Source organism: Serratia sp. HNCC26DJ206 (genome assembly GCF_057180605.1).
Genome location: NZ_JBXUGP010000013.1, coordinates 93,425 through 116,667 on the forward strand (window position 1 = coordinate 93,425; position 23,243 = coordinate 116,667).

A 23,243-nucleotide genomic window follows, 5' to 3' on the forward strand; every position below is an offset into this window, starting at 1 on the left:
TTGGGATGGGGAGACATTATGGGGATGGTGTTGTTTTTTTTGGCATTTTTCTCATTCCCTAGAGGGTGGGATTTAGCGTTGAGCGGTTGCTCAACGCTTTACTGCAACGCGAATGATTGAGGATATATTCAGGTATTCAAGGAGAGTTAATGAAGAATACCTGCCTTTATCATTGAGTCATAGCGTCTATCTTATGTTCAAGCATTCCACGGAAACTTAAGGGTAAGCGATGGTGAAAATAGCATCAGCTTTTACCTCGCCCGCTTTCAGCTCGGCATTGGTGCGAATATATTTAGCCGTTAAATTCAGTGGAATTGAACTGCCGTCTGCTGCTGAGGTGCCGACTAAGTACTGCCCCACATTGCTGCCACTGACACTGGTGTTCTGTGCACCAAATTGCACTAAATTGCCGCCACTTCTTTCGATCACGATCCCTACGCCAGTGGCGGTACTTGCCGCAGATAATCCCAGCGTTGTAGAACGATTGGCTTTGTTGTTGCTGTCGGTAAACGTGATATAGGGTTTAGCATCTTTACCGCAGTTACCTAACGGGATGGAAAACGATTTGCTGCCACTGATATCACCGCTGTTCTTGAGGGTGGAACTGTCCACACTCGGTAACGGCACAACAATATTGGCGCCGCCTAAGTCGCAGGTCGGGTTTTTGGGCACGGGTAATGGAGGGATAGCCGCAGCTCCCCCACCTTCTGGCGCCAAGGCACTTGACCCGATAAAGGCCTGATAACTCACACAGCGGCTGGCACCTGCGGCAGTACTCTTGTCATCCCAGGCTTTTTGGTTACCGAATGCGATGGCGACCCCCGCACTGCCAAGGCTGGTGATTTGTCCCCCTACGTAGGTGGCAGCATTAGTCACCACCAATTCCTGCAACCAGTAATCTACAGCAGTAAGATTGGTGCCCGGAGTAGAGACCGTGCGGACATTGAGCTTGTTGAATATGGTGCTATCGGTAAACCCACCTGGAAAACTGCCGATATTAGACATGCGGAAACCGACGCCTGGCACGAGATTCGCAGCGCTAGCTGTGCTACTCACTGGCACGGTATTATAGGTACTGTTATAGGTTCCGCCAACAAACCAACTCCCGGTTATCAAGGTATCTGCCGTGGTACCGGTTTTGCTGTATTTAAAGGTGGTGGTTAAAACGCGCGAGGCCAGTACGGTCCCGTTGGTTAACGTGGTAGGCAACGCCTGCGCAATATAGGGACCTGCACTCATGCCTGCTGCGACGCAAGTGTTTGCAGTGATAACTGCCATACCCGGCAGGCTATACGATGCCAGGCAGAGAGTCCCCGCCACCAGTGCCATTTTCCGCAGGCTATGGATAAACCTATCCCTTTTCATGTTTCTTCCCCCTGGCAATCGCCATTTATGTCGGTTTTACCACTTGGCAATTACCCGCGTTACAACTGAAATTCAGTACTGGTCGGCCACCGTAATCGTTAACGTAAGTCAAGACAGGTTGGCTGAAATGGTTCGATTTCAGTTCACCCGTGGATTTAGGTGCGATCATCAATGGCTGAAAATTGTCATCAACCTTGGTGCTATTTTTCTCTGCCAACCCAATGACGGTCAGATAATAAGGGGTTGGGTTTTCAATCCGGTAACCCTGTGCCGTTTGTTGCAGCGTCACTTGCTCTTGCCAAATTTCACCTTTTTTAGGGGCAATCGCCTGTGGTCGGTAAAACAGTTTGATCTGTGTTTGCAACGCGATCTGCATCACATTGCCCTTCTCGCTGCGCGGCGGAATTTCGCGCAGGTTGAAATAGAACAGTGACTCACGATCCTGAGGCAAAGCCATGGCTTCCGGTGTGGCAGCAATACGGACTGCACTTTTAGCACCGGGTTCCAGCCGTTGTACTGGCGGTGTGGCGACCAGCGGCGTGGTAATTTTCTGATGCTGGTCATTCTCAATCCAGGCCTGCGCCAGATAAGGCAACTCTTTATTTTCATTGCTGATATTCAGGCTGACCGACTTACTCTGTCCGTCATAGATCACCCGGGTACGATCCAGTGCGATAGCTGCATTGGCTGCCTGGCTTCCCAGGAACAGCACGGCCAACAAGGCGACTTTCTGTCTGATTTGCATACTCTTACTCACCTATTTCATTGGGTGACAGGGCAGCAGCAACTGCGACTGCGCCTGTACTTTTTCTGGTATGTTGACCTGGCACTGTTTGCTGCCATTCCAAGAGATATCCAGCGTCTCTCCGGCTGAAATACCACTCAGGTAGGCGAAACCATCATCACTGACGATCGCCAGTTCCTGGCCTTTACTGTTCGTTACACTGCTGCCAAAGGGCGGGTAACTGCCATCCGCCTGGCGCAGTGTTGCGACGGCTTTGAGGCCTTTTATTACACTAAAGCGTCGATAACCGATGGCCCCTTCAGTCAAGGCCGACTCAACCACCGATTGACGAGCTTCAACATTATCGTCCAGTTGGTTGATATCGATCCGCGTATCAGTGCGGTAATAGCTGGCAACATCATTGAGTACTGCGATACCAAATGCATTGGAACGGAGACTGCGTCCTTCAATCGGTACTCCGGCTATACCATCAGTATTGACCATCAGGCGAGTTCCGCCATTCATATTATTGCTATGCAGCGCGGCACCTTTGGCTGTCAGCGTTGCACCGCCTTTTAGCGCCAAACCATGCGAAGTAAAATTATCCTGAGCATAGTTAGTGTTCAGGCTGAGTTCAGCGATGCTGCTCCGTTGGGTATAAAAGCCGCTGAACTGGCCTTTGGGGCCGCCCTGCTGCTGGTTGTTCAACCCGGCACTCAGACGATAATTGCTGTCCTGAGCGCTGTTATTGAGATAACTGACAGTTTGATTATAGCCTCTCTGGTTATGCTGCCCGCTGTAAGTGAGAGTCTGCAACCCCCCGAGCGGTACCGAAAAGCTAAGGAATACGCTGTCGTCATTCATGCCATTATTTTTACTACGGCCAGCGGACAGGTTGACCGCCACATCTTTCATATCAAGCACGTCAAAATAGTGGTTGAGAGAGAGGCTGTAATTGTCCGCAGCCTGCTGATCCCAATAGGTCTGATGACTGTAAGAGAGATACAGGCTGAGCCGGGCATCAGTGAAGTTTTTATTGGCCGTAATGGTGTACATCTCTTTGTCATTACCACGGTTATTGCCGCGGTAACGGGCGTCAAGATATTGATCCATCGTCATAAACTGACTCTGCGAGAAACGGTAACCCGCAAAGGCGATTTCACTGTCCAACTGGTCAAAACGCTTGGCATAGTTAAGACGGAATGATTTCCCCTCTAGTGACGTTTGTTCCGGCAAATGCGTTGCCCAGGATTGAGTAACGTCGGCGGAAAGGGCTCCCAGTGCGAACAGATCGCGGCCAATCCCCATGGACAGAGAGTTGTAATCACCGGCAGCAATACCGCCACCATACATTGACCAACTGTTGCTCATGCCCCAGGAGAGTTCGCCGCTGGCGAACGATGGCCCTTCCAGGTTGCGGCCAGAGTTTGATGGCCGCCCGACGGCCGCTTTGTAACGTATCGCTCCTGGCCGGGTCAGGTAGGGGATGGTTGCAGTGTTGACCTGGAAGGTCTGCACGCTACCATCTTGTTCTTCTACCCGCACATCCAGCAAACCGCTCACTGAACTGCTCAAATCCTGAATGCGAAACGGCCCGGAAGGCACCGTGGTCTGGTACAACAACCGCCCTTGCTGGCTGACCGTGACCTTGGCATTGGTATGGGCAATACCACTGACTTCTGGTGCATAACCACGCAGATTGGGTGGCAACATGCGCTCGTCACTGGCTAGGCTCAGGCCGGTATAGCGGAAGGTGTTAAAAATATCCGAGGTGAAATAATTTTCTCCTAACGTTAACGTTGCCGCCATCGAGCGTATAGCACGGAACAGGTACACCCGGTTCCAGTCAAAGTTGTGTTGGGATTGGCTATTGCTGGCGCCAATGTCGGTGTAATTACCTTGATAATCGCCGCGCAAGCGCCATGGGCCCAGGTTCGCTCCCGCCGTGCCGTTCAGGCTGGCGCTGTTGATCGATGCGCCATGCTGGGGTCTGCTGACCAAGCTGTTCAGGTTATAGTCCAGCAACATACCGGGGATACCATCGTCCCAGCGCGAGGGGGGCAGCCAGTTTTGATCGCTGTATTCCAGCCATGCCTGAGGGATGGTGATATATAAGATACCGGCCCCGAGATCGGTTCTGGTGACGATGCCATCAAGTGCTTTCAGGTCTGCGCAGGTATTGTTATGCCAATAGCTGACTTTTTCCGCGATATTGGGTTTCATCCCAAACGAAGCAACCACATTCTCCGTCAGGCAAGGTTCGCTGCTGTCTGGTTTACCTTCATGAGGAAGAAAAGTGACAGTCTGTTCAGGTAAGTTATGCTGATTGATGTTGATGACCAAGGGGTAGTGCCCAGGCATCACGTAACCAGAAGTGGCAAAGCGTGATAAGTCGATGTTCTGTTTATCTTCGATATCTAAGACATCGGTATTGAATTCTATGGCATGCGTAGCGCCACTGAGCCCCATCAATGATGTCGCAAATGTAACGCAGAGTGTTTTGACACAATCCATTGTATGGCTCATATAAATGGTTCGATTATCTCTTTCACGAACCGATAGTCAGTATCCATTCATGAAGGTATTTATTGATACACCAGTGTGAAATGCACGGCTGTTTGAAATGTTCCAGGTTTGACCTGTTGCGATGTTTTAAACAAATGCAGCGAGTAATTGAGTTTTTTATTTTCTGCCGCCTGTTCATTGATCTTCATCATTGCGCCTGGGATAACAATATGATTCTGCTCGTCGCGGATTTCGAACGCCAATCCCTGACTAGACTCACCCAGATTGAACAATGTATTGCCTGGCTCGCTTGGCCCATCAAACTTCAAACTAAAAGTATGCTGCGTGCCCGCCTCGGTTTTGGAGGTTGCTAAAATGCAGCTTATTAAAATAATGGAAAAGGGGTATATAATTGGGGTGTTCGCCTGTTCAATTCTTTCTTGAGTAATAACACCTAAATCAACAGTTTGTTCAGCATTATCAGAAGATATGCCACAAGCCGGATTAATAATGACCCCATTCATATTCACTCTGCCATGTTCTTCCCGTGCTGCTAACGTTGTAGAGGAAAAGATCAGGCAGAGTAGTAATAACAGAGGTCTAGACATACTTATCTTTAACACCATTATTGTTTAGTGATAAAGCATACGGCTTTAGCCGTATGCTTTCGCAACAATTACTGATAAGCCAGAGTAAAGTTAGCGATGCTGGTGAATGAACCCGGCTTCACGCTATCTGGAGCTGCGCTTTTACCTTTCAGGTAAGCAGAGAACAGCAGTGTGTTGTTGCCATCGCTCAGCAGGCGTGCAGTAGAGGCCTGGCCAAGCTTGATTGCAGTACCGCTACCGTCGGTGATCACGATACCTGCGCCTTGTGCATCACCAACGATGCCAAGCATGTCGCCATCGGCAGTACCGTTAAAGGTGATAGAAACGTTCTTCAGTGTGGAAACGTCGCACTTCTCCAGATCGATAGTGAAGGTCTGTGGTGTAGAAGTACCTTGGTTAGCCAGCAGTGCTGCGGAAACCTGACCCAACGGAACAACCTGATCTGCAGTCTGTGGGGTAATTGAACATGGCGCATCAATAATAGAACCGGTAAAGGTTACAGTACCTGAACCTTGATCGGCAGCATGTACTGCAAATGTTGAAGCTGAAATCAATGCTGCGGCCAGTACGTTCATTTTGAAGCTAGACATAAATAATCCTTTATTTTCTTTAGGTTAAAATAATGCAACGACTCATTGTAGGTAATGGCACATTGACATCATGATTCTAGGGTATGAACTATCTCGAGGGAGTTAGAGCTATCATCAGAGTTAGAATCTATTTTAATTAGGATTCTTCCTTGTAATCTTTACAGTGTTGTTAATAACAGTGCGTGGTGATTAACATTAAAATAAAAATCTATTTTTACTCTTTATAATATGCGGTCATTTCCGTTTGTTTAATTCATGATGTGAAGACTACGTGGTTTTTAATCTGTGGTCAATGCGATAAAACATGCCAAATAGGCTGCTTTGGCTTGTTTTTGTAGTGTTTTGTGCTTATGTAATGCCGAATATATAAACTATATTATCTGCGTTATTAGAATTATCTGAACTAAATGTTCGTTGTTGGGGTTTTAGATGGATTTAAATATTAAATTTCTCTGCCGTTGATATAAAAGGGAAAATATATTCACAGTACATTGAGGGGGATGGAAACATCAAATAATGCAATGCCTAAAAAAATAAAACGGCTAGCCTTGGCTAGCCGTATCAACTATCGCGCGGGGATTAACGGCGAACGGCGATAGCTTCGATCTCAATTTTCACGTCTTTTGGCAAGCGTGCCACTTCCACGCAGGAACGGGCAGGGAATGACGCCTGGTGCTCGGTGAAGAAGGCTTCATAAGTGGCGTTAACGGTGGCGAAATCGTTCAGATCTTTCACGAAAACGGTGGTTTTAACGATATCGCCCACTTTCAGGCCAGCGGCTTCGACGATCGCTTTGACGTTTTCCAGTGACTGGCGGGCCTGAGCGGCAACGTCATCGGCGACTGCACCGGTTTTTGGGTCTACCGGGATCTGGCCGGAAGTGATGATCATACTGCCCAGATCAACGCCCTGTACGTAAGGCCCAATGGCGGCTGGCGCGAGTTCAGTGCTGATGTTACGTGACATTTTATCTCCTGATGGTAGATAACACCGTTCACTTAAGCGCAATGCTCAAGGTAACGCCCCTCTCCCTGTTTCGGAGGGAACTCAATGAACAGTGTTGTGATGGCGAAGCATGATTTTTGTCAGAAATCCCATTATAGGGAGTGGCGGGCAGATTAACAGCGCCACTCCTGAGGAAATCAATCGGCTTGCAAGACGACCTGATGCTCGAACTCTTTCTCGCAGTAGCGGCATTTCAAATACACTTCGCCAGCGCGGGACTTCACGCTGAAGCCGGAAGCCACCGGCTCGCTGCGGCTGATGCAGTTGCTGTTCGGGCAGGTCAGTACGCCATCGATATGATCCGGCAGGCTGAGGTTCAGCTTCAGCACCACTTCGTAATTGTCGATGCGGTTGACCGTGGCTTTGGGCGCATACATCGCCAACTGGTTGGCCTGCTGCTCGGTCAGGAAAGTATTCTCGATCTTGATCAGATCTTTGCGGCCCAGCTCGCGCGAAGGCAGGTTCAGCCCGATGGTGATGCGTTGATCGGTATCGGTCAGTTTGAACAGCGACAGCAGCTTAAAGCCGATACGCGCCGGAATATGGTCGATCACCGTACCGCATTTGATCGCTTCAACCTGGAGTTTATTATCGTGAGTCATGACGGTTCCCCCTTAAAGAGCCAAATCTGCGTTTAATACCAGTGCCAACAGCGCCTGCCGGGCGAAAATACCGTTGCCCGCCTGCTGGAAATAGTGCGCGTACGGCGTTTTATCCACATCGGTGGTGATCTCATCAATCCGTGGCAGCGGGTGCAGCACTTTCATGTTGTCGCGAGCCCCTTCCAAGTCTGTCGCTCGCAGCACAAACTGGGCTTTCACGTTGGCGTATTCGGAAGGGTCGAGGCGCTCTTTCTGCACGCGGGTCATGTACAGAATGTCCAGCTCCGGTACCACTTCTTCAATGCTGTTGTGGTGGCTGTAGGTAATACCTTTTTCTTCCAGCATCTTCAGCAGGTAGCCCGGCATCGCCAGTGCGTCCGGGGCGATAAAGAAGAAATGGTTGCCGTCGTATTTCGCCAGCGCTTGCGCCAGCGAATGGACGGTGCGGCCATATTTCAGATCGCCCACCATGGCGATGTTGATGTTGCTCAGCCGACCTTGGGTTTCCTGAATGGTGAACAGATCCAGCAGGGTTTGAGTAGGGTGCTGGTTGGAGCCGTCACCGGCATTCAACACCGGGATACCGCCAGCGAATTCCGCCGCCAGGCGTGAAGCTCCTTCCTGTGGATGGCGCATCACGATGGCATCCACATAGGTGCTGATCACCGAGATGGTATCGGCCAGCGTTTCGCCTTTCTTGCCGAGGGAGGTGTTGGTGCTGTCAGAGAAGCCGACCACCGACGCCCCCAGGCGCTGCATGGCGCTTTCAAACGACAGGCGGGTGCGCGTTGACGCTTCAAAGAAGCAACTGGCGATCACCTTGTGTTTAAGCAACTCCGGCTGCGGATTGGCTTTCAGGCTGGCGGCGGTGCGCAGCACCAGTTCCAGATCCTCGCGGCTGAGATCGTTAATAGAGATGATGTTTTTGCGATACAGCGGGTTGGCCATGTTCACTCTCCTCGACTCGTGCAGTTCTTAAGGCAAAAAAAAGCCCCTCAATGAGGGGCTTAAATAATGGGATCATGCAACAGGAGAAACAACGGCTGCTGGCTGCCGATGGGCAGTCGGTTTTGTCGATGGTTGCGAACAAAACAAGCGGCGTTTTTCATGCTTTCTCCTGGCAAATTGTCGCGCATTATACTCGCGCTTTTCGTCACTGCAAGCGCTAAAACATCACTTTTTGCCATTTCGCAACCGATTGGCTGCTGAGCGATGGCGTAGCCAATATGGGTGTTGGTTATTTGTTAGACACAAAGAGGTTTATAATATCTGTTCATAATTGATGTGCATAAGGAAGAGCTAAATCGTGAAAAAACCGACCAATGTTTTTGTCGATGCTGAGTTATTGGCGGAGGTCAAAAAATTCAATATTAACCTGTCCGCAACGCTAGATACGGTATTGCACCGTGCTGTCGCTGAACGCAAACGTGAAGAATGGTTGCGGCAGAATCAGGAAGGGCTTCTACTTTGTAACGAAGTCGCCGAGGAGTGTGGACTTTTTTCGGATGAATATAGCAAAAATACTTGGAGTTGCAGGTAGAGGGAACCCCAAGTAATAAGGAGATAATTGTTTAACTCTGCACGCTATGATGCTTGCCCGCCTGCAAATCCCCCCGGCTGAAATGGCGCACGATATGGCCGTTTTCCATCAGCGCGGCGCGTTCAGACATATGGGCGATCACCTCACCGTCGTGGCTGACCAGCAGATAGGTCATGCCGTGTTCGCGCTTCAGGTGATTGAGGAGGTTAAGGATCTCCGCCTGCACCGACATATCCAGTGCCGAAGTCGGTTCATCCAGCAGTAACAGCTTAGGCCGCAGCAGCAAAGCGCGGGCGATCGCCACCCGCTGGCGCTGGCCACCGGAAAGCTGATGCGGATAGCGTTCGGCCATCGCTGCGTTCAAACCGACCTGTTGCAAGGCCTTATTGATACGCGCCGGGATGCGTTTTTCGCCGTGGATCTTCAGCGGTTCCCCCAGCGTGCGGCCAATCTTGTGTTGCGGATGCAGCGAGGCGTACGGATCCTGAAACACCATCTGCACATCACGACGCAGCTGGCCGGTAAAGCGCTGTAGTGGCTGAATAGTCTGGCCGAGCAGCCGCACTTCGCCGCTCCATTCGCGTTGCAGGCCCGCCAGCACGCGCAGTACGGTGGACTTGCCGCAGCCGGAGGCCCCAATCAGGCTGAAGGTTTCCCCGGCCTCGACGGCAAAACTCACCGATTCCACGGCGATTTTTTGGCCGTGGCCCTGTGGGAAACTGACCTGTAGGTTTTCAATTTCAATCAGCGCCATGTTCGCTCCGGGTAAAATCGATGCTGCGATCCAGCACCGGCAGTTCCTGGCCATAGGTGGCGGCGCTCGGGCGGCAGGCCCACAGCGTGCGGGTATAAGGGTGGGTGGCTAACGGCAGATCGGCGGCGATGCCCTGATCCACCAGTTTGCCCTGATACATCACCAACACCCGATCGCAGTGCGCTGCCACCAGCGGCAGATCGTGGCTGATCAGCAGCAGGCCCATATTGCGCCGCTCGGTTTGCTCGACGATCAGATCGAGGATCTGATTACGCAGCCGGGCGTCCAGCGCAGAAGTGGGTTCGTCGGCAATCAGCAGTTGCGGATCGTTAACCAGCGCAATTGCCAGCATAGCGCGCTGGCCCATGCCGCCGGAAAGTTGGCCGGGATAGCTGTGGTAGAGGTTTTCCGGCAAGCCGACGGCGGCCAGGGAGTTCAGCACCCGCTCATGGCGATCGGCGCGGGTCAGGGAATGATGCAGCGTTAGGGACTCCTCGATCTGCTTGCCGATGCTGCGCACCGGGTTCAGCGCGTAGCGCGGATCCTGCAACACCATCGCGATTTGGGCCCCGCGTACTTCGTTCCACTGGCGCGGTTTCAGCGTCAGCAGATCGGTTTGGCGATAGCGCAAGGTATCGGCGCTGACGATGCCCGGTTTACGCACCAGCCCCATTAGCGCACGGGCGGTCATCGATTTGCCGGAGCCGGATTCCCCCACCAAGGCCACCTTTTCCCGGCCAATCGTCAGAGAAAGGTTATCCACCACCTTGTGACCGTTAAAGTTAATGCAGAGATTGCGTGCTACCAAGAGTGGCTCAGTCATGATGCGGATCCAGTAAGTCGCGCAGGCCGTCGCCCAGCAGGTTAAACGCCAGGCTGCTGATCAGGATCGCACCGCCGGGGATCGCGGCGATCCACCATTGATCGAAGATCACCTGCATCCCGTCGGCCACCATCGAGCCCCATTCGGCCATCGGTGGTCGTGCTCCCAAACCGAGAAAACCCAGCCCGGCAGCGGCGAGAATAATGCCAGCCAGATCGAGTGCCAGCCGCACCACCGCAGAAGGCAGGCACATTGGCAGAATATGGCCCCACAGCAGGCGCGGCCCCTGAATGCCCATCATTTCGGCGGCAGCCAGATAGTCGCTTTTGCGCAGCAGTTGGATCTCGGCCCGCGCCTGACGGGCATAGGCGGGCCAAGTGGTGAGCGCCAGCGCCAATGCGCCGTTGATCAGCCCCGGCCCGAGCATCGCCACAAAGGCGAAGGCCAGAATCAGCCGTGGCATCGACATCACCACATCGGTAAAGCGCATCAAGACGCGCTCCAACCAGCCGCCGTAATAGCCGGACAGCACGCCGATCAGCAGGCCGAGCGGCAGGGTAATCACCGTCACCAGTAGCACTAGCCCGAACGTTGGTCGGGTGCCGTAGATCAGGCGGGAAAGCACATCGCGGCCATAGCCATCGGTGCCGAGCCAGTGGCCTGCGCCCGGTGGCAGCAGGCGGTTGGCGGCGTTCTGCCAGTTAGGGTCAACCGGGGCCAGCCAGGGGGCGAACAGGGCGATTAACACCAGCGCCAGTAGGATCAGCGCACCGCAGGTGGCAGAAGGGGAACGTTTGAGCATCGCGATTATCATCTTGGCCGCGTCCTTGGGTCGATCGCGCGTACCAGCAGATCGGTAAAGGTGTTGATCAGCACAAAGCACAAGCCGATCAGCAGAGTGCCACCCATAATCGCGGTGGTATCACCGGCAAACAGTGCGGTAGTGAGGTAGCGGCCGATGCCAGGCCAGGAGAACACCGTTTCGGTCAGCACCGCGCCTTCCAGCATGCTGGTGTAAGACAGAGCGATCACCGTCAGCAGCGTGCCGCCGATATTCGGCAGTATGTGGCACAGCATTATGCGCATCTCGCTGGCACCCTTGGCGCGCGCCAGCGTGACGTATTCTTTATTCAGCTCACTCAGGCAGGCCGAGCGTGTCAGGCGAGTAATGCTGGCCAGCGAGTAATAAGCCAGCAAGCAGACCGGCAGCACCAGGTGCGCCAGCGCATTACGCACCGCACCAAGGTCGCCGGAAAGCCAGGTGTCTATCAGCGCGAAACCGGTTTTGCTCTCCACGCTGTATTGGTAGATATCATCCAGCCGCCCCGGCCCGGCGCTCCACTGCAATTTGGCGTAAAACAGCAACAACATCAGCAACCCTAGCCAGAAGATTGGCACCGAGTTGCCGAGCAGGGTGATAAAACGCACGAAGATATCCAGCTTGCTACCGGCAAAACGGGCACAGAGCACGCCGAACAGCACGCCGAGCGGTGCGCCAATCACCAGAGACAGTGTGGCAAGTTCCAGGGTGGCGGGGAAGGCGTGCAGCAGATCCTGCAACACCGGCTGACCGGTGGCGCTGGCGGTGCCGAGATCGCCATGCGCTAGCCGCTCCAGATAGTGCCAGAACTGCACCGGCAATGAGCGATCCAGCCCGAGCTGATGTTTTACCTGTTCATAGGTGGCGGCGCTGGCGTGATCGCCGACGATCTGCAACACCCGATCCACTGGCGACAGCGCCGAAAGCAGAAAGGTGATCAACAGCAGGCCGAATAGGGTCAGCACCAGCGTAAGCAGGCTCTGGGCCAACCCCAAAATATGACGCCGGGAAAAGCTCCCCGGCGTGGGTTTTATTGCTACCGACATGACAATCCTGATTATTTGCTGACGCGATCGTAGTAAACCATATCCGCATTCAGGCCCTGTTGATAGCCTTTCACGTTATCGCGCAGCACCACCTGCGTTTTGGCCTGATCGATAAACACGTAAGGCGAACTGCGTTGCAGCTCCTGCTGCATGGCGGTATACAGCGCGCTGCGCTTGGCCGGATCGGCTTCTGCTACGGCCGCCAGCGTTTTCTTGTTCAGTTCCGGGATCTGCCAGCCGTTCAGCCCAGCCACCGTGCTGCTTTTGCCGTCGTTATAGGCAAAAGCGCTGGCGTTGGAGTGTGCGTCGAAGTAATCCGGGATCCACAGGCGGATCGCCGCCTGGTGCTGCTTGGCGCGCACGCGGGCATACACCTGGCTGCCCGCCGCAGGCAATAGCTCAAGTTTTACGCCGCCCTGGGCAAAACTGGCCTGTAACGACTGAGCGATGTTGATAAACGGCGGTTTGTTTTCCACGTCCAGCGTCAGGCTGGCGTTAGCGATCCCGGCTTTTTCCAAGATCGCCTTGGCTTTAGCGGGATCAAAACTGAAAGGGTTATCTTCCAGCGCACCTGGCAAACCCACCGGCAGGAAGCTTTGGTGTACGAAGTATTGCCCTTTCAACAGATCTTTCGTGATGCCCTGATAATCCACCAGATAGCGCGCGGCCTCCCAGAACGCCGGGTTATTCAGCAGCGGATTGGCCTGGTTGCCGCTATTGAACACCAGATAATTCTGCTCGGCGGAGGGGATTTCCAGCACCTTCACGCCCTGCTGGTTTTTCAGCGCGGCAGTCTGATCTGGGCCCAGTTCACGCGCCACGTCGGCATCGCCTTGCTGGATCAGCAGGCGGCGCGCGCTTGGGTCTGGCACGTTTTTGATGATGATATTGCTGAGCAGCGGCTTATCGCCCGGTGAGCTTGGGTTGGCATCCAGCACGATCGCCTGGTGCGGCTGATAAACCCGCATCTTGAACGGGCCGCTACCGGCAGAGTGCATTTTCAGCCAGGCATTGCCGAAGTCGTCGCCTTTCACGTTGGATTGCACCGCTTTGCTGTCGACGATTGAGGCGATCGGCGTTGAGAGAATATTCAGCGCTACCGCCGGGCTGACGTCCGCCGTCCAGCTCAGTTGCACGGTATGATCGTCGATCTTCTTCAACTGTGTAGCGATATTGTCCGGCTGCCAGCCGAGCACGTTAAGGATAAACGCCGGTGATTTGTTCATTTTCACCGCGCGCTGATAAGAGAAAATTACGTCGTCGGCGGTCAGCGGGTTGCCAGAGGAGAACACCGCCTGCGGGCGCAGCTTGACCGTCAGGGTTTTGGCGGCGGCATCATCCTGCCAGCTTTCTGCCAGCACCGGGATCACCTTGGCCGGGTTGTCGCGATCGGCCTGTACCAGCCGTTGATACAGGCTGGGTACGGTCTGGATGCTGGAAAGCTCGTTGGCTTCTGCCGGATCGAGGCTGACGATATCATCCAGCGATTGGACGACCACCAGCGTATTGGGCGGCGTGGCGGCGAATGCGGCTCCGGAAAGTGCGGCGAGAATAAACAGCGGTAAGGCTTTGGCTTTCATAGACGTTTCCCTTGAGTGTACTGGTCAACCAGAACGGAGAAGAGGTTGTTATCGTTGATTTTTTTACGGCATTTCCGCCGCCAGGATGCAACGGTAGAACGTTCGTAAAAAGCAGGCAAAGGCCAATCTGTTATTTGATATGACGAAAAAGACTATACGATGTGGGTGAAAATAAAACCCTCTCTAAAATGGCCGGGGTTTATACCCGTCATACTTCAAGTTGCATGTGCGTTGGCTGCGTTCGCTCACCCCAGTCACAGAGTTGGGGGACTCACATTGCTGATAACTGAGCGTACAGATCCGCAACTGCCTTCTCCCACGTTATCCTGTCCTGAGATTCTGTCGCATTAAGGTGTCAGCAGCCTCCCGGTCGATATTTACTCAATCCAGCTCACATTTTTGTTTGATTGCCATTGAAATCGTCAAAGGCCGCTTAGATAATCCAGCGGAATAACCCATTTTTATGATGGCGTGCTACTGCGAAAGCAGGCAAGACCAAAATAGAAATGCTCTCCCACAAAGGGGAGCGTCTCTGTTTTGGTCTTTTTTTTTGCTCCAACACCAGGGAACACTATGAACTATAACGAAACAGCAGACAAAATCCTCCACTCGGTGGGCGGTGCGGAGAATATCCGTATGCTTACCCATTGCGCGACCCGGCTGCGCATGGAATTCAACGACCGCGCGAAGGTTAACGATGCGCAGATTGGCACTATCCCCGGCGTGATCAGCGTGGTGGAGAAAGGCGGCCAATTTCAGATTGTTATCGGCAATGAAGTGCAGCAGGTTTATCGCCTGCTCAATAAGGCCCTGCCGGAGAAGAATAATCCGACCGGCGGCGACAAAAATGCTAAACCGACCGGTATTGTCGCGCGCATTATCAGCGTCATTTCGACCACCTTTACACCGGTGATCCCGGCCATTACCGGCGCGGGGATGATTAAAGCGCTGTTGGCCATTCTCAAGCTAACGGGAGTGATTAGCGAAACCAGCTCGACGTATCAATTGCTCAATATTATTGCCGACGCTGCCTTCTTCTTCCTGCCGGTACTGCTGGCCTACGGGGCATCGCTGAAGTTTGAATGCAACCCGATTCTGGCGATGACCCTCGCAGGCGTGCTGCTTCATCCGGGCATCGGCCAGATGCTGGCGGCTGGTAAAGCGGTCGATTTTGTCGGTATCAACGTCCTGCTTTCCGATTATGCCGGTTCGGTGCTGCCGATCATTCTGACCGTATGGCTGATGTCGTGGGTGGAGCGCTTTGCTGAAAAAGTGTCGCCATCGATTATCAAGTTTTTCGTCAAGCCGATGCTGATTCTGCTGATTACCGCGCCGCTGGCGTTGGTGTTTGTCGGCCCGGCGGGCATTTTGCTTAACGACCTGGTTGCTGCGGGGGCTGGCGCTATCGACCGCCACGCCAGCTGGTTAATCCCGATGCTGATGGGCACCCTGCAGCCCTTCCTGATCATTACCGGTACCGCCTGGGCGATGACGCCGATCGCGACCGGTCAACTGAGTAAAAGCGGTTACGAGATGATTAACGGACCGGGGATGCTGGCGTCAAACGTGGCAATGGGCGCCGCGACGCTGTGCGTGGCGCTGAAAACCAAAAATGGCAACCTGCGCCAGTTGGCCTCCTCGTCGGGCTTTACCGCGCTGCTGGGGATCACCGAACCGGCGCTGTACGGGGTGTTGCTCAAGTTCCGCCGCGTGCTGATTGCCGCCATGATCGGCGGCGGCTGCGCCGGGGTATATGCCGGAGTCAGCGGGCTGGTGCGCTACGCCTTTGTTTCTCCTGGCCTGGCGGCGCTGCCAGCGTTTATCGGCGAAAACCCGATGAACATCGTCCATGCGCTGGTGACCTGCGCGATTTCCATCGTGGTGACCTTTACCCTGACCTGGTTTATCGCTTTTAAAGATACCCCCGAGGAGCAAGAAGAGGTGAGCGAGAGTCCGCAGCCTGCGGTCAGCCCGAAAAGCGAGGATGAGATGGAAGTGTTAAGCCCGCTGCGTGGTCAGGTGGTGGCGCTCAGCGAAGTGAACGATGACGTTTTTTCCAGCGGTCTGCTGGGTGAGGGCGTGGCGATTCTTCCGCACGAAGGGGTACTGCGCGCGCCGTTTAGTGGCACGGTGGTAATGCTTCTGCCCTCCTGCCACGCCGTTGGCCTGCAGAGCGACAGCAATCTTGAGCTGCTGATCCATATCGGTATTGATACGGTGAATCTTAACGGTCAGCACTTTAGCTCAGCGCTGAAGGTGGGCGATAGGGTGGAGGCCGGACAGGAGCTGATTCGCTTTGATATTCCCGCCATCGAGCAGGCCGGGTACGATCTGATTACCCCGGTGATTGTGGTCAATGGCGACGAGCAGCATTCTCTGCGCCTGACCGCCGCCGCGCAGGTTGATTACGGCGAGCGACTGATGGTGCAATCTGCTAAGGGGGCGCATGCATGATTTATCAACAGCAGGCCCGATTCCCGGACGGTTTTTTGTGGGGCGCGTCCACTTCAGCCTATCAGGTTGAGGGGGCGTGGGATGAAGACGGTAAGGGGCCGTCGGTGGTCGATATGCTCAGCCATCCGCCGGGAACGGCGGACTTTCGCATCGCCAGCGACCACTATCATCGCGTGGAGGAGGACGTCGCGCTGATGGCGCAGATGGGGCTGAAGGCCTACCGCTTTTCGGTAGCCTGGTCGCGGGTGATCCCGGACGGCGACGGCCCGGTGAATCCGGGCGGGCTGGCCTTTTATCGCCGCCTGATCGACGCCCTGACGAGCTACGGGATAACGCCCATCGTTACGCTGTACCACTTCGACCTGCCGTGGGCGCTGGAGCTAAAAGGCGGCTGGCTGAACCGCAAAACCGCAGAGGCCTTCGTGCGCTATGCCCGGCTGCTGTTCAGCGAGTTTGCCGATAAAGTCCCGCTATGGCTGACGATTAACGAACAGAACACCATGATCCTCCATCCCGGGGCGATTGGCGTTCCTGCCGATCGCGAACTGCCGGACAAGAAGGCGCTGTACCAGCAGAATCACCATATGATGCTGGCCCAGGCGCAGATCTTCGCCCTGTGCCAGCGCGAGTTTCCCGGGCTGCGCATCGGCCCGGCGATAAATACCACTTCGATGTATGCCGAAAGCTGTAAACCGGAGGACGCTATCGCCGCGCATAACTGGGAGACGCTGCGTTGCTGGAGCTTTTTGGATATTGCGGTGCATGGCCGCTACAACGCCCTGGCCTGGGCCTATATGCAGGACCGCGGCCTCGCGCCGGAGGTGCAGCCAGAGGATGCACTTATTTTACAGCAGGGGCGACCGGACTTTATCGCCATTAACTACTACTCGACCGCCACCATTGCTGCCAGCCGAGGCGACGGTGGGGATATTGCGCCCCGTGCGGGCGACCAGCAAATTATGCTGGGCGAAGAGGGGGTTTATCGTCCGGCGGAAAACCCATGGGTCGACAAAACGCCGTACGGCTGGGTGGTCGACCCGGTGGGGCTGCGTCTAACGCTGCGCAAAGTGTGCGAGCGCTACGGTCTGCCGATTCTGATTAGTGAAAACGGCATGGGTGCGCCGGACAAGCTGGAACATGACGGGACGGTGAATGATGCTTACCGCATCGCCTTCTTACAGGCACATATTAAGCAAATGCGGCTGGCGATTGCCGACGGCGTCGAGCTGATGGGCTATTGCCCGTGGGCGGCGATTGACGTGGTCAGCACTCATCAGGGATACGCCAAGCGCTACGGTTTTATTTATGTCGATCGCGGCGAAGATGACCTGAAGAGTTTGCAAAGGATCCGTAAACGCAGCTTCTGGTGGTATAAGGAGGTCATCGCGCAAAACGGCAACTACAACGAGTCTCAGAGATGATTGTTCAGAAGGTGCTTAATAATAGCCTGGTGCTCTCTATGGATGACGATAACAGGGAGGTTATCGTCATGGGGAAAGGTATTGGCTTCAACAGCAGACCCGGGGATGAGATTTCCCCGGAGAAGATAGAGAAGCTGTTCGTAACCCAGGTGCTCGGCACGCGCAGCGGCTATCTTGAGGCGCTCTCCGCCATCCCGGACGAGGTCATCGAAATGGCCGCGATGATTATTTCCCGCGCCAATAAGCAGCTTGCCAATAAAGTTCGCGAGCAGATTTTCTTTACCCTCGCCGACCACCTCACCTTCGCCATCGAACGCAGCCGCAAAGGGATCGCCATTCAAAACCGCCTGCTGCCGGAAGTCAGGCGGTTTTATCCGCAGCAGTTCCGCGTCGCCAGCGAGGCGGTGACGATTATTCTCCAGCAGTACGGTATTGAACTGCCGGAGGAGGAAGCCGGAAATATCGCTTTTCATCTGGTTAACGGCCAGAGCGAGGGTGACGACGTGGCGCAGACCATGCATTCGGTGAAAATGCTGAAGGATATTTTTAATCTCATTCAGTACCACTTTAAGCAGCAAATCGACACCGAATCGATTAACTACTCGCGCTTTCTGGTCCATATGCAGTTCTTCTTCCAGCGTTTACAGGAGGGAGAACTGGACGGCGCGAGGGACAGTTTTCTGCTGGTGCAGGTGATTAAGGAGTATCCGGATGCTTACCGCTGCGCGCTACTGATCCGCGATTACGTCAAGGTCCAGCTCGATATTACTCTCGGCGGGAACGAACTGCTGTGGCTCACCGTTCATCTGGTGCGGATTGCTGGTCTGGATGCGTGAGTTTGTTCACGAATAGAGAGCATGAAAAAGGCCTAGTGGGATCCTGCCCTGGGGCGTACACGCAATACGTGAGGATTGTGAGCACTTCCCAGGGACAAAATGGCAAATAACATAGCCCAATGAGATGGGCTCTTAGTCTGGCAATGGGCCATTCAGCGTAATATCATCACAGCACCTTGCTCAGGGTGGCCACCATCACCGCTTTAATGGTGTGCAGGCGGTTTTCTGCCTGATCGAACACTACGCTGTGCGCGGATTCGAATACCTCGTTGGTGACTTCCATGCCGCCATGCAGGCCGTACTGCTCTGCCATCTGCTTGCCCAGAGTGGTTTGATCGTCGTGGAACGCGGGCAGGCAGTGCAGGAATTTCACCTGCGGGTTGCCGGTCAGCTTGACCATCGCCATATTCACTTGGTAAGGCTTCAACAGGGCGATACGTTCCTGCCACACCTCTTTCGGCTCGCCCATTGAGACCCAAACGTCGGTATACAAGAAGTCAGCGTCTTTCACCCCTTCGGCGATGTCTTCCGTCAGCGTGATTTTACCGCCGGTCTGCTGCGCCAGCGCCTGACACTCTGCTACCAGTTCCGCCTGCGGCCAGCAGGCTTTTGGTGCCACTAGGCGCAGATCCATCCCCACCAGCGCGGCAGCTTCCAACAGGGTATTGCCCATATTGTTACGCGCGTCGCCGATGTAGGCGAACTTCACTTCGCTCACCGGTTTGCCCGGCAGGTGTTCACGCACGGTGAGCAGATCTGCCAGCAGTTGGGTGGGGTGGAACTCGTTGGTCAAACCGTTCCACACCGGTACACCGGCGTGGTTTGCCAGCGTTTCCACCAGGTGCTGGCCAAAACCGCGATACTGAATACCGTCGTACATGCGGCCCAGCACGCGAGCGGTGTCTTTCATTGATTCTTTATGGCCGATCTGGCTGCCGCTTGGGCCAAGATAGGTGACCTGTGCTCCCTGATCGAATGCGGCAACTTCGAAAGAGCATCGGGTACGGGTTGAGTCTTTTTCGAAGATGAGCGCGATGTTTTTGCCTTGCAGGTGGCGGGTTTCCTGGCCTTGCTTTTTGGCCTGTTTTAAATCAGCAGCCAGTTGCAGCAGAGACTGGATCTCGGCAGGAGTAAAATCCATTAACCTCAAAAAGTGACGACTGTAAAAGGGGTTTATCTGGTTCATCTTCGTATATCCCTAACGTTTCAATTGAATTAAAATTCACTTTATATGTATGAATATTCAATTTCAACCCCGGGAAAGAAATCTTTCACGTTTATCATGGCAGCTGTGACATTGGTGTGTGAAAATAGAAGTATTGAAAGAGATTGATAACAAAGTCGCTTTTGAACCCGAGATACCCGGGCCTAGCGCACCGAGGGGCGCTCCGGCGGCTTACGCCGCTACGACCCCTTCGGCACGCTCTCCCGAATAACGGGCTTTTGTTAGCAGTCTGATTGAAAACCATTTTATTGAGGATAGAGGCATGGCAAACCGCGAATTGCTGGAAGAACAACGTGAAGAAACCCGCCTGATCATCGAAGAACTGCTGGAAGACGGCAGCGATCCGGATGCGCTCTACACCATTGAGCACCATTTCTCTGCCGAAAAGTTTGAAGTGCTGGAGAAGGCCGCGGTTGAAGCCTTTAAGCTGGGCTACGAAGTGACCGATGCCGAAGAGCTGGAAGTGGAAGATGGCTCACTGGTGATGTGCTGTGACGTGATCAGCGAAGTGGCGCTGAATGCCGAGCTGATCGACAGCCAGGTGGAGCAACTGGTGGCGCTGGCAGAGAAATGCGGCGTTAACTACGACGGTTGGGGCACCTACTATGAAGATCCGAACGGTGAAGATGGTGAGGATGACGACGAAGACGGCGAATTTATCGATGAAGACGACGACGGTAAGCGCCATTAATTAATCTAAAGGGCCGGGTTCCCGGCCCTTTTCCTGTGTAAGCTCAAATGACATACCATTCTCTATTAACTCCAATTCTGAACTTCCTGCACTGTGAAACCCCCGATGGCTGGATTAACGCTGCGCGCCGCCCGGAAAACCTGCCGCTGTTGCTGACCGACCATATGGTTTGCGAACTGAAAGCCGCACAAACCGGTATGTGGCTGATCCGCCGCTATGTGGCGGACAAAGAGAGTGGCGATGCACTGCTGGCACTGCTGCGGCCTTATGAGGCCTTTGTGCATGAGGAAGAGGGCGTGCCGGAAGCTTTATTCCGTCAGAGCGCGTTCACCAAGAAGATCCTGCCAAAGAACGGTTCGGCCTACGGGCAGGATCTGGTGGATAAAATGGTGCTGCTGATTAAGGAAGAGCTGCATCACTTCTCACAGGTGCTGGAGATCATGCAGGCACGGCAGATCCGCTATAAAAAGATCACCGCCAGCCGCTATGCCAAAGGCATGATCCGCGAAGTGCGCACTCACGATCCGGCTACCTTGATCGACAAATTGATCTGCGGTGCTTATATCGAGGCCCGCTCCTGCGAGCGCTTCGCTAAGCTGGCACCGTTTTTGGACGACGAACTTAACCGGTTCTACGTTTCTTTACTGCGCTCTGAAGCGCGCCACTATCAGGACTACCTGACGCTGGCGCAGCAGATTGCCGAAGGTGATATCAGCGAGCGTGTGGCACATTTTGGCCGCATTGAAGCCGAGTTGATCCAGTCGCCGGATAATGAATTCCGCTTTCATAGCGGTGTGCCGGCGGGGTGATGTTTTCTCCAAATTAACCCTCTCCGGTGGGTAAGGAGAGGGGACTGTCCATACTACAGATCTACGTTTTTACTCTGCGGTGCCCAAAATCAAATCCACTGCCTTTTCCGCCAGCATAATGGTCGGAGCGTTGGTGTTGCCGCTGGTGACCTGCGGCATAACCGAGCAGTCTACCACCCGCAGGCGTTCAAAGCCGTGTACCCGTAGTTGCAGATCGGTCACCGAGTCTGAGCTGTGCTGGCCCATGCGGCAACTGCCTACCGGGTGATAGACCGTCTTACAGAAGTTACGCACAAACTCCTCCAACTGTGCTTCGTCGTTGGTCCACTGTGGCTGAGGCATTAGCAGATCTTTAATCAGCGGTTTAAGGGCGGCGGTTTGCAAAAAGCGCAGGCCAAATTTAACGGCGCGAATGCTACCGGCCAGATCGTCCGGGTGGCCAAGGTAGTTGGCCTGTAGCTTGACCGGGTCGCTTGGGTTGCGGCTGCGCAGTTGCACTTGGCCGCGTGCTTTGGGTTGTAGATAGCCGACTTTCAGCGTCATGCCGTGGATCGCTGGCAGTGGTTCACCGGGTACGTCGTCCCAGCTGTCCAGCAGCGGCAGAAAGTGGATCTGCACGTCTGGCCGACCATCGCCGAGGCTGTCGGTAAAGGCGGCACCTTCGAGCACGTTGGAGCTCAGCACGCCGCTGCGGAAAGCCAGCCACTCGGCGCCGTGGCGCAGCGCCTGCAAACCGCGATCGGCACCGAACAGGCTGACAGGCTCGCGCATGCTAACGTTGATCGACATATGCAGATGATCGTGGAAGTTTTTGCCTACCGGTAGATCTGCCAAGGGCGTAATGCCTAAGGATCCCAGATGTTCACGGGGACCAATACCGGAAAGCAGCAGAATTTTTGGTGAACCGACTGCGCCAGCGCTGAGGATCACTTCTTGATTTGCCTGTGCGGTGATTTCACTGCCGCCGTTCTGGCTGTAAATCACACCGGTTGCCACGTTGTTTGCGAAAGTGACGCGGTGCACCAAGGCATTGAGCTTCACTACCAGCCGCGAGTTATCACGCACCGATTTCAGGTAGGTGCGTGCGGTGCTGGCGCGTTCGCCTTTGTGGGTGGTGGTCTGGTAGAAACCGACGCCGTGCTGGCTTTCGCCGTTGAAATCGTTGCGGTAAGGCAGATTCAGCTCTTGGCCAGCGCGGATAAACGCCATGCTGAGCGGGTGCCGGTAGCGATTCTCACTGACCGGCAGCAGTCCGTCACTGCCGTGATAGCCATCAGACAGGCTTTCGTTGGCCTCGGCGCGTTTAAAATAGGGCAACACGTCCTGATAACCCCAGCCGGTGCAGCCGAACTTTGTGGCCCAATCGTCGTAATCCTGTTTTTGACCGCGAATATAAATCATGCCGTTCACCGAACTGCTGCCACCCAGCACCTTGCCCTGGGCGATCTGCATACGGCGGTTGTTGGCGTGGGGTTCTGGCTCGGTTTCATACGGCCAGCTTTTTTTGGCGATGATCTTGGCGACGCCGGCGGGCATCTTGATAAACAGATTATTGTCGTCGCCACCGGCTTCCAACAGCAGAACACGCGCTTGAGTACGGCGGATCAACTGTGCTGCCAGCACACAGCCCGCTGAGCCTGCGCCGACAATGATGTAATCAAAGGTATTTTCCGACATAAGTATTCCCTGTGCGTGATGGCTGGTTATTGCAGAGTAGCTCAGCAGGATTGGTGGTCAATTTCTAATCGTTAATTTATTAACGAATATCACAGTAATTTTACATGCCGGATGTGGTATTCAGTTTATCTGTTTGAAATATAAAAATGTCAGGTGATTTTTTGAATA

At 54.2% G+C, this 23,243-nt stretch carries 21 protein-coding genes; 6 read left to right on the forward strand and 15 right to left on the reverse strand.

Annotation, left to right across the window (positions count from 1 at the left end; translation table 11 throughout):
* Positions 1-216: 216 nt before the first annotated feature.
* From AC2A1E_RS10720 to pyrB, 8 genes are all read right to left on the reverse strand, one after another.
* A complete protein-coding gene (locus AC2A1E_RS10720; RefSeq protein ID WP_484383727.1) occupies positions 217-1,365 on the reverse strand; it encodes a fimbrial protein in 1,149 nt (382 codons plus the stop codon).
* Between the two features lie 25 nt (positions 1,366-1,390).
* Positions 1,391-2,110 (reverse strand): fimbria/pilus periplasmic chaperone, encoded by a 720-nt coding sequence (locus AC2A1E_RS10725; RefSeq protein WP_484383728.1) that lies wholly within the window; start codon positions 2,108-2,110, stop codon positions 1,391-1,393.
* Between the two features lie 12 nt (positions 2,111-2,122).
* Positions 2,123-4,603, reverse strand: coding sequence for a fimbria/pilus outer membrane usher protein (locus AC2A1E_RS10730; protein ID WP_484383762.1), 2,481 nt, complete (start codon positions 4,601-4,603; stop codon positions 2,123-2,125).
* 71 nt (positions 4,604-4,674) lie between these two features.
* Complete coding sequence (locus AC2A1E_RS10735; RefSeq protein ID WP_484383729.1) at positions 4,675-5,202, reverse strand: fimbrial protein; 528 nt, start codon at positions 5,200-5,202, stop codon at positions 4,675-4,677.
* A 68-nt stretch (positions 5,203-5,270) separates the two neighbouring features.
* Positions 5,271-5,792, reverse strand: coding sequence for a fimbrial protein (locus AC2A1E_RS10740; protein ID WP_484383730.1), 522 nt, complete (start codon positions 5,790-5,792; stop codon positions 5,271-5,273).
* Between the two features lie 579 nt (positions 5,793-6,371).
* On the reverse strand, positions 6,372-6,758 hold the full coding sequence (gene ridA, locus AC2A1E_RS10745) for a 2-iminobutanoate/2-iminopropanoate deaminase (protein ID WP_156293981.1): 387 nt from the start codon (positions 6,756-6,758) through the stop codon (positions 6,372-6,374).
* A 176-nt stretch (positions 6,759-6,934) separates the two neighbouring features.
* Complete coding sequence (pyrI, locus tag AC2A1E_RS10750) at positions 6,935-7,399, reverse strand: aspartate carbamoyltransferase regulatory subunit (protein ID WP_484383731.1); 465 nt, start codon at positions 7,397-7,399, stop codon at positions 6,935-6,937.
* A gap of 12 nt (positions 7,400-7,411) precedes the next feature.
* Positions 7,412-8,347 (reverse strand): aspartate carbamoyltransferase, encoded by a 936-nt coding sequence (gene pyrB, locus AC2A1E_RS10755; RefSeq protein WP_459401118.1) that lies wholly within the window; start codon positions 8,345-8,347, stop codon positions 7,412-7,414.
* Positions 8,348-8,705: 358 nt separating this feature from the next.
* Here pyrB and AC2A1E_RS10760 point away from each other — a divergent pair, with 358 nt between their 5' ends.
* Positions 8,706-8,939 carry a type II toxin-antitoxin system CcdA family antitoxin gene (locus AC2A1E_RS10760; RefSeq protein WP_484383732.1) on the forward strand — a complete coding sequence of 78 codons (234 nt, stop codon included), beginning with the start codon at positions 8,706-8,708 and terminating at the stop codon, positions 8,937-8,939.
* A gap of 31 nt (positions 8,940-8,970) precedes the next feature.
* Here the strand turns inward: AC2A1E_RS10760 and AC2A1E_RS10765 are convergent, their stop codons facing one another.
* The 5 genes from AC2A1E_RS10765 to AC2A1E_RS10785 are packed head-to-tail and all read right to left on the reverse strand — an operon-like array spanning position 8,971 to position 13,962.
* Positions 8,971-9,693 carry an ABC transporter ATP-binding protein gene (locus AC2A1E_RS10765; protein ID WP_484383733.1) on the reverse strand — a complete coding sequence of 241 codons (723 nt, stop codon included), beginning with the start codon at positions 9,691-9,693 and terminating at the stop codon, positions 8,971-8,973.
* Complete coding sequence (locus AC2A1E_RS10770) at positions 9,680-10,516, reverse strand: ABC transporter ATP-binding protein (RefSeq protein ID WP_484383734.1); 837 nt, start codon at positions 10,514-10,516, stop codon at positions 9,680-9,682. The genes AC2A1E_RS10765 and AC2A1E_RS10770 overlap by 14 nt, the downstream gene beginning before the upstream one ends.
* Positions 10,509-11,330: an ABC transporter permease gene (locus tag AC2A1E_RS10775; protein ID WP_484383735.1), complete on the reverse strand. Its 822-nt coding sequence runs from the start codon at positions 11,328-11,330 to the stop codon at positions 10,509-10,511. Before AC2A1E_RS10775 ends, AC2A1E_RS10770 begins: the two co-directional genes overlap by 8 nt.
* Positions 11,327-12,382 (reverse strand): ABC transporter permease, encoded by a 1,056-nt coding sequence (locus AC2A1E_RS10780; protein WP_484383736.1) that lies wholly within the window; start codon positions 12,380-12,382, stop codon positions 11,327-11,329. Before AC2A1E_RS10780 ends, AC2A1E_RS10775 begins: the two co-directional genes overlap by 4 nt.
* Positions 12,383-12,393: 11 nt before the next feature.
* Complete coding sequence (locus tag AC2A1E_RS10785; protein WP_484383737.1) at positions 12,394-13,962, reverse strand: ABC transporter substrate-binding protein; 1,569 nt, start codon at positions 13,960-13,962, stop codon at positions 12,394-12,396.
* Between the two features lie 573 nt (positions 13,963-14,535).
* Here AC2A1E_RS10785 and AC2A1E_RS10790 point away from each other — a divergent pair.
* The 3 genes from AC2A1E_RS10790 to AC2A1E_RS10800 are packed head-to-tail and all read left to right on the forward strand — an operon-like array spanning position 14,536 to position 18,673.
* Complete coding sequence (locus AC2A1E_RS10790; RefSeq protein ID WP_484383738.1) at positions 14,536-16,416, forward strand: beta-glucoside-specific PTS transporter subunit IIABC; 1,881 nt, start codon at positions 14,536-14,538, stop codon at positions 16,414-16,416.
* Positions 16,413-17,837, forward strand: a complete 1,425-nt coding sequence (locus AC2A1E_RS10795; protein ID WP_484383739.1) for a glycoside hydrolase family 1 protein — start codon at positions 16,413-16,415, stop codon at positions 17,835-17,837. Before AC2A1E_RS10790 ends, AC2A1E_RS10795 begins: the two co-directional genes overlap by 4 nt.
* Positions 17,834-18,673, forward strand: coding sequence for a PRD domain-containing protein (locus tag AC2A1E_RS10800; RefSeq protein ID WP_484383740.1), 840 nt, complete (start codon positions 17,834-17,836; stop codon positions 18,671-18,673). The genes AC2A1E_RS10795 and AC2A1E_RS10800 overlap by 4 nt, the downstream gene beginning before the upstream one ends.
* Before the next feature lie 166 nt (positions 18,674-18,839).
* Here AC2A1E_RS10800 and argF read toward each other — a convergent pair whose 3' ends face one another.
* On the reverse strand, positions 18,840-19,859 hold the full coding sequence (gene argF / locus AC2A1E_RS10805) for an ornithine carbamoyltransferase (RefSeq protein ID WP_484383741.1): 1,020 nt from the start codon (positions 19,857-19,859) through the stop codon (positions 18,840-18,842).
* Positions 19,860-20,160: 301 nt separating this feature from the next.
* Here argF and rraB point away from each other — a divergent pair, with 301 nt between their 5' ends.
* Together rraB and miaE are read left to right on the forward strand one after the other, a co-directional pair.
* A complete protein-coding gene (gene rraB / locus AC2A1E_RS10810; RefSeq protein WP_484383742.1) occupies positions 20,161-20,589 on the forward strand; it encodes a ribonuclease E inhibitor RraB in 429 nt (142 codons plus the stop codon).
* Positions 20,590-20,636: 47 nt separating this feature from the next.
* A complete protein-coding gene (gene miaE / locus AC2A1E_RS10815; protein ID WP_484383743.1) occupies positions 20,637-21,398 on the forward strand; it encodes a tRNA isopentenyl-2-thiomethyl-A-37 hydroxylase MiaE in 762 nt (253 codons plus the stop codon).
* Between the two features lie 69 nt (positions 21,399-21,467).
* Here the strand turns inward: miaE and AC2A1E_RS10820 are convergent, their stop codons facing one another.
* The gene (locus AC2A1E_RS10820; RefSeq protein ID WP_484383744.1) at positions 21,468-23,075 is read right to left on the reverse strand and encodes a GMC family oxidoreductase; all 1,608 of its coding nucleotides are present in this window, start codon (positions 23,073-23,075) and stop codon (positions 21,468-21,470) included.
* Positions 23,076-23,243: the final 168 nt, after the last annotated feature.

Coding starts and splice junctions, on each gene's coding strand:
- AC2A1E_RS10720 (WP_484383727.1), bottom strand. CDS start 1,365: ATGAAAAGGGATAGGTTTATCCATAGCCTGCGGAAAATGGCACTGGTG.
- AC2A1E_RS10725 (WP_484383728.1), bottom strand. CDS start 2,110: ATGCAAATCAGACAGAAAGTCGCCTTGTTGGCCGTGCTGTTCCTGGGA.
- AC2A1E_RS10730 (WP_484383762.1), bottom strand. CDS start 4,603: ATGGATTGTGTCAAAACACTCTGCGTTACATTTGCGACATCATTGATG.
- AC2A1E_RS10735 (WP_484383729.1), bottom strand. CDS start 5,202: ATGTCTAGACCTCTGTTATTACTACTCTGCCTGATCTTTTCCTCTACA.
- AC2A1E_RS10740 (WP_484383730.1), bottom strand. CDS start 5,792: ATGTCTAGCTTCAAAATGAACGTACTGGCCGCAGCATTGATTTCAGCT.
- ridA (WP_156293981.1), bottom strand. CDS start 6,758: ATGTCACGTAACATCAGCACTGAACTCGCGCCAGCCGCCATTGGGCCT.
- pyrI (WP_484383731.1), bottom strand. CDS start 7,399: ATGACTCACGATAATAAACTCCAGGTTGAAGCGATCAAATGCGGTACG.
- pyrB (WP_459401118.1), bottom strand. CDS start 8,347: ATGGCCAACCCGCTGTATCGCAAAAACATCATCTCTATTAACGATCTC.
- AC2A1E_RS10765 (WP_484383733.1), bottom strand. CDS start 9,693: ATGGCGCTGATTGAAATTGAAAACCTACAGGTCAGTTTCCCACAGGGC.
- AC2A1E_RS10770 (WP_484383734.1), bottom strand. CDS start 10,516: ATGACTGAGCCACTCTTGGTAGCACGCAATCTCTGCATTAACTTTAAC.
- AC2A1E_RS10775 (WP_484383735.1), bottom strand. CDS start 11,330: ATGATAATCGCGATGCTCAAACGTTCCCCTTCTGCCACCTGCGGTGCG.
- AC2A1E_RS10780 (WP_484383736.1), bottom strand. CDS start 12,382: ATGTCGGTAGCAATAAAACCCACGCCGGGGAGCTTTTCCCGGCGTCAT.
- AC2A1E_RS10785 (WP_484383737.1), bottom strand. CDS start 13,962: ATGAAAGCCAAAGCCTTACCGCTGTTTATTCTCGCCGCACTTTCCGGA.
- AC2A1E_RS10790 (WP_484383738.1), top strand. CDS start 14,536: ATGAACTATAACGAAACAGCAGACAAAATCCTCCACTCGGTGGGCGGT.
- AC2A1E_RS10795 (WP_484383739.1), top strand. CDS start 16,413: ATGATTTATCAACAGCAGGCCCGATTCCCGGACGGTTTTTTGTGGGGC.
- AC2A1E_RS10800 (WP_484383740.1), top strand. CDS start 17,834: ATGATTGTTCAGAAGGTGCTTAATAATAGCCTGGTGCTCTCTATGGAT.
- argF (WP_484383741.1), bottom strand. CDS start 19,859: ATGAACCAGATAAACCCCTTTTACAGTCGTCACTTTTTGAGGTTAATG.
- rraB (WP_484383742.1), top strand. CDS start 20,161: ATGGCAAACCGCGAATTGCTGGAAGAACAACGTGAAGAAACCCGCCTG.
- miaE (WP_484383743.1), top strand. CDS start 20,637: ATGACATACCATTCTCTATTAACTCCAATTCTGAACTTCCTGCACTGT.
- AC2A1E_RS10820 (WP_484383744.1), bottom strand. CDS start 23,075: ATGTCGGAAAATACCTTTGATTACATCATTGTCGGCGCAGGCTCAGCG.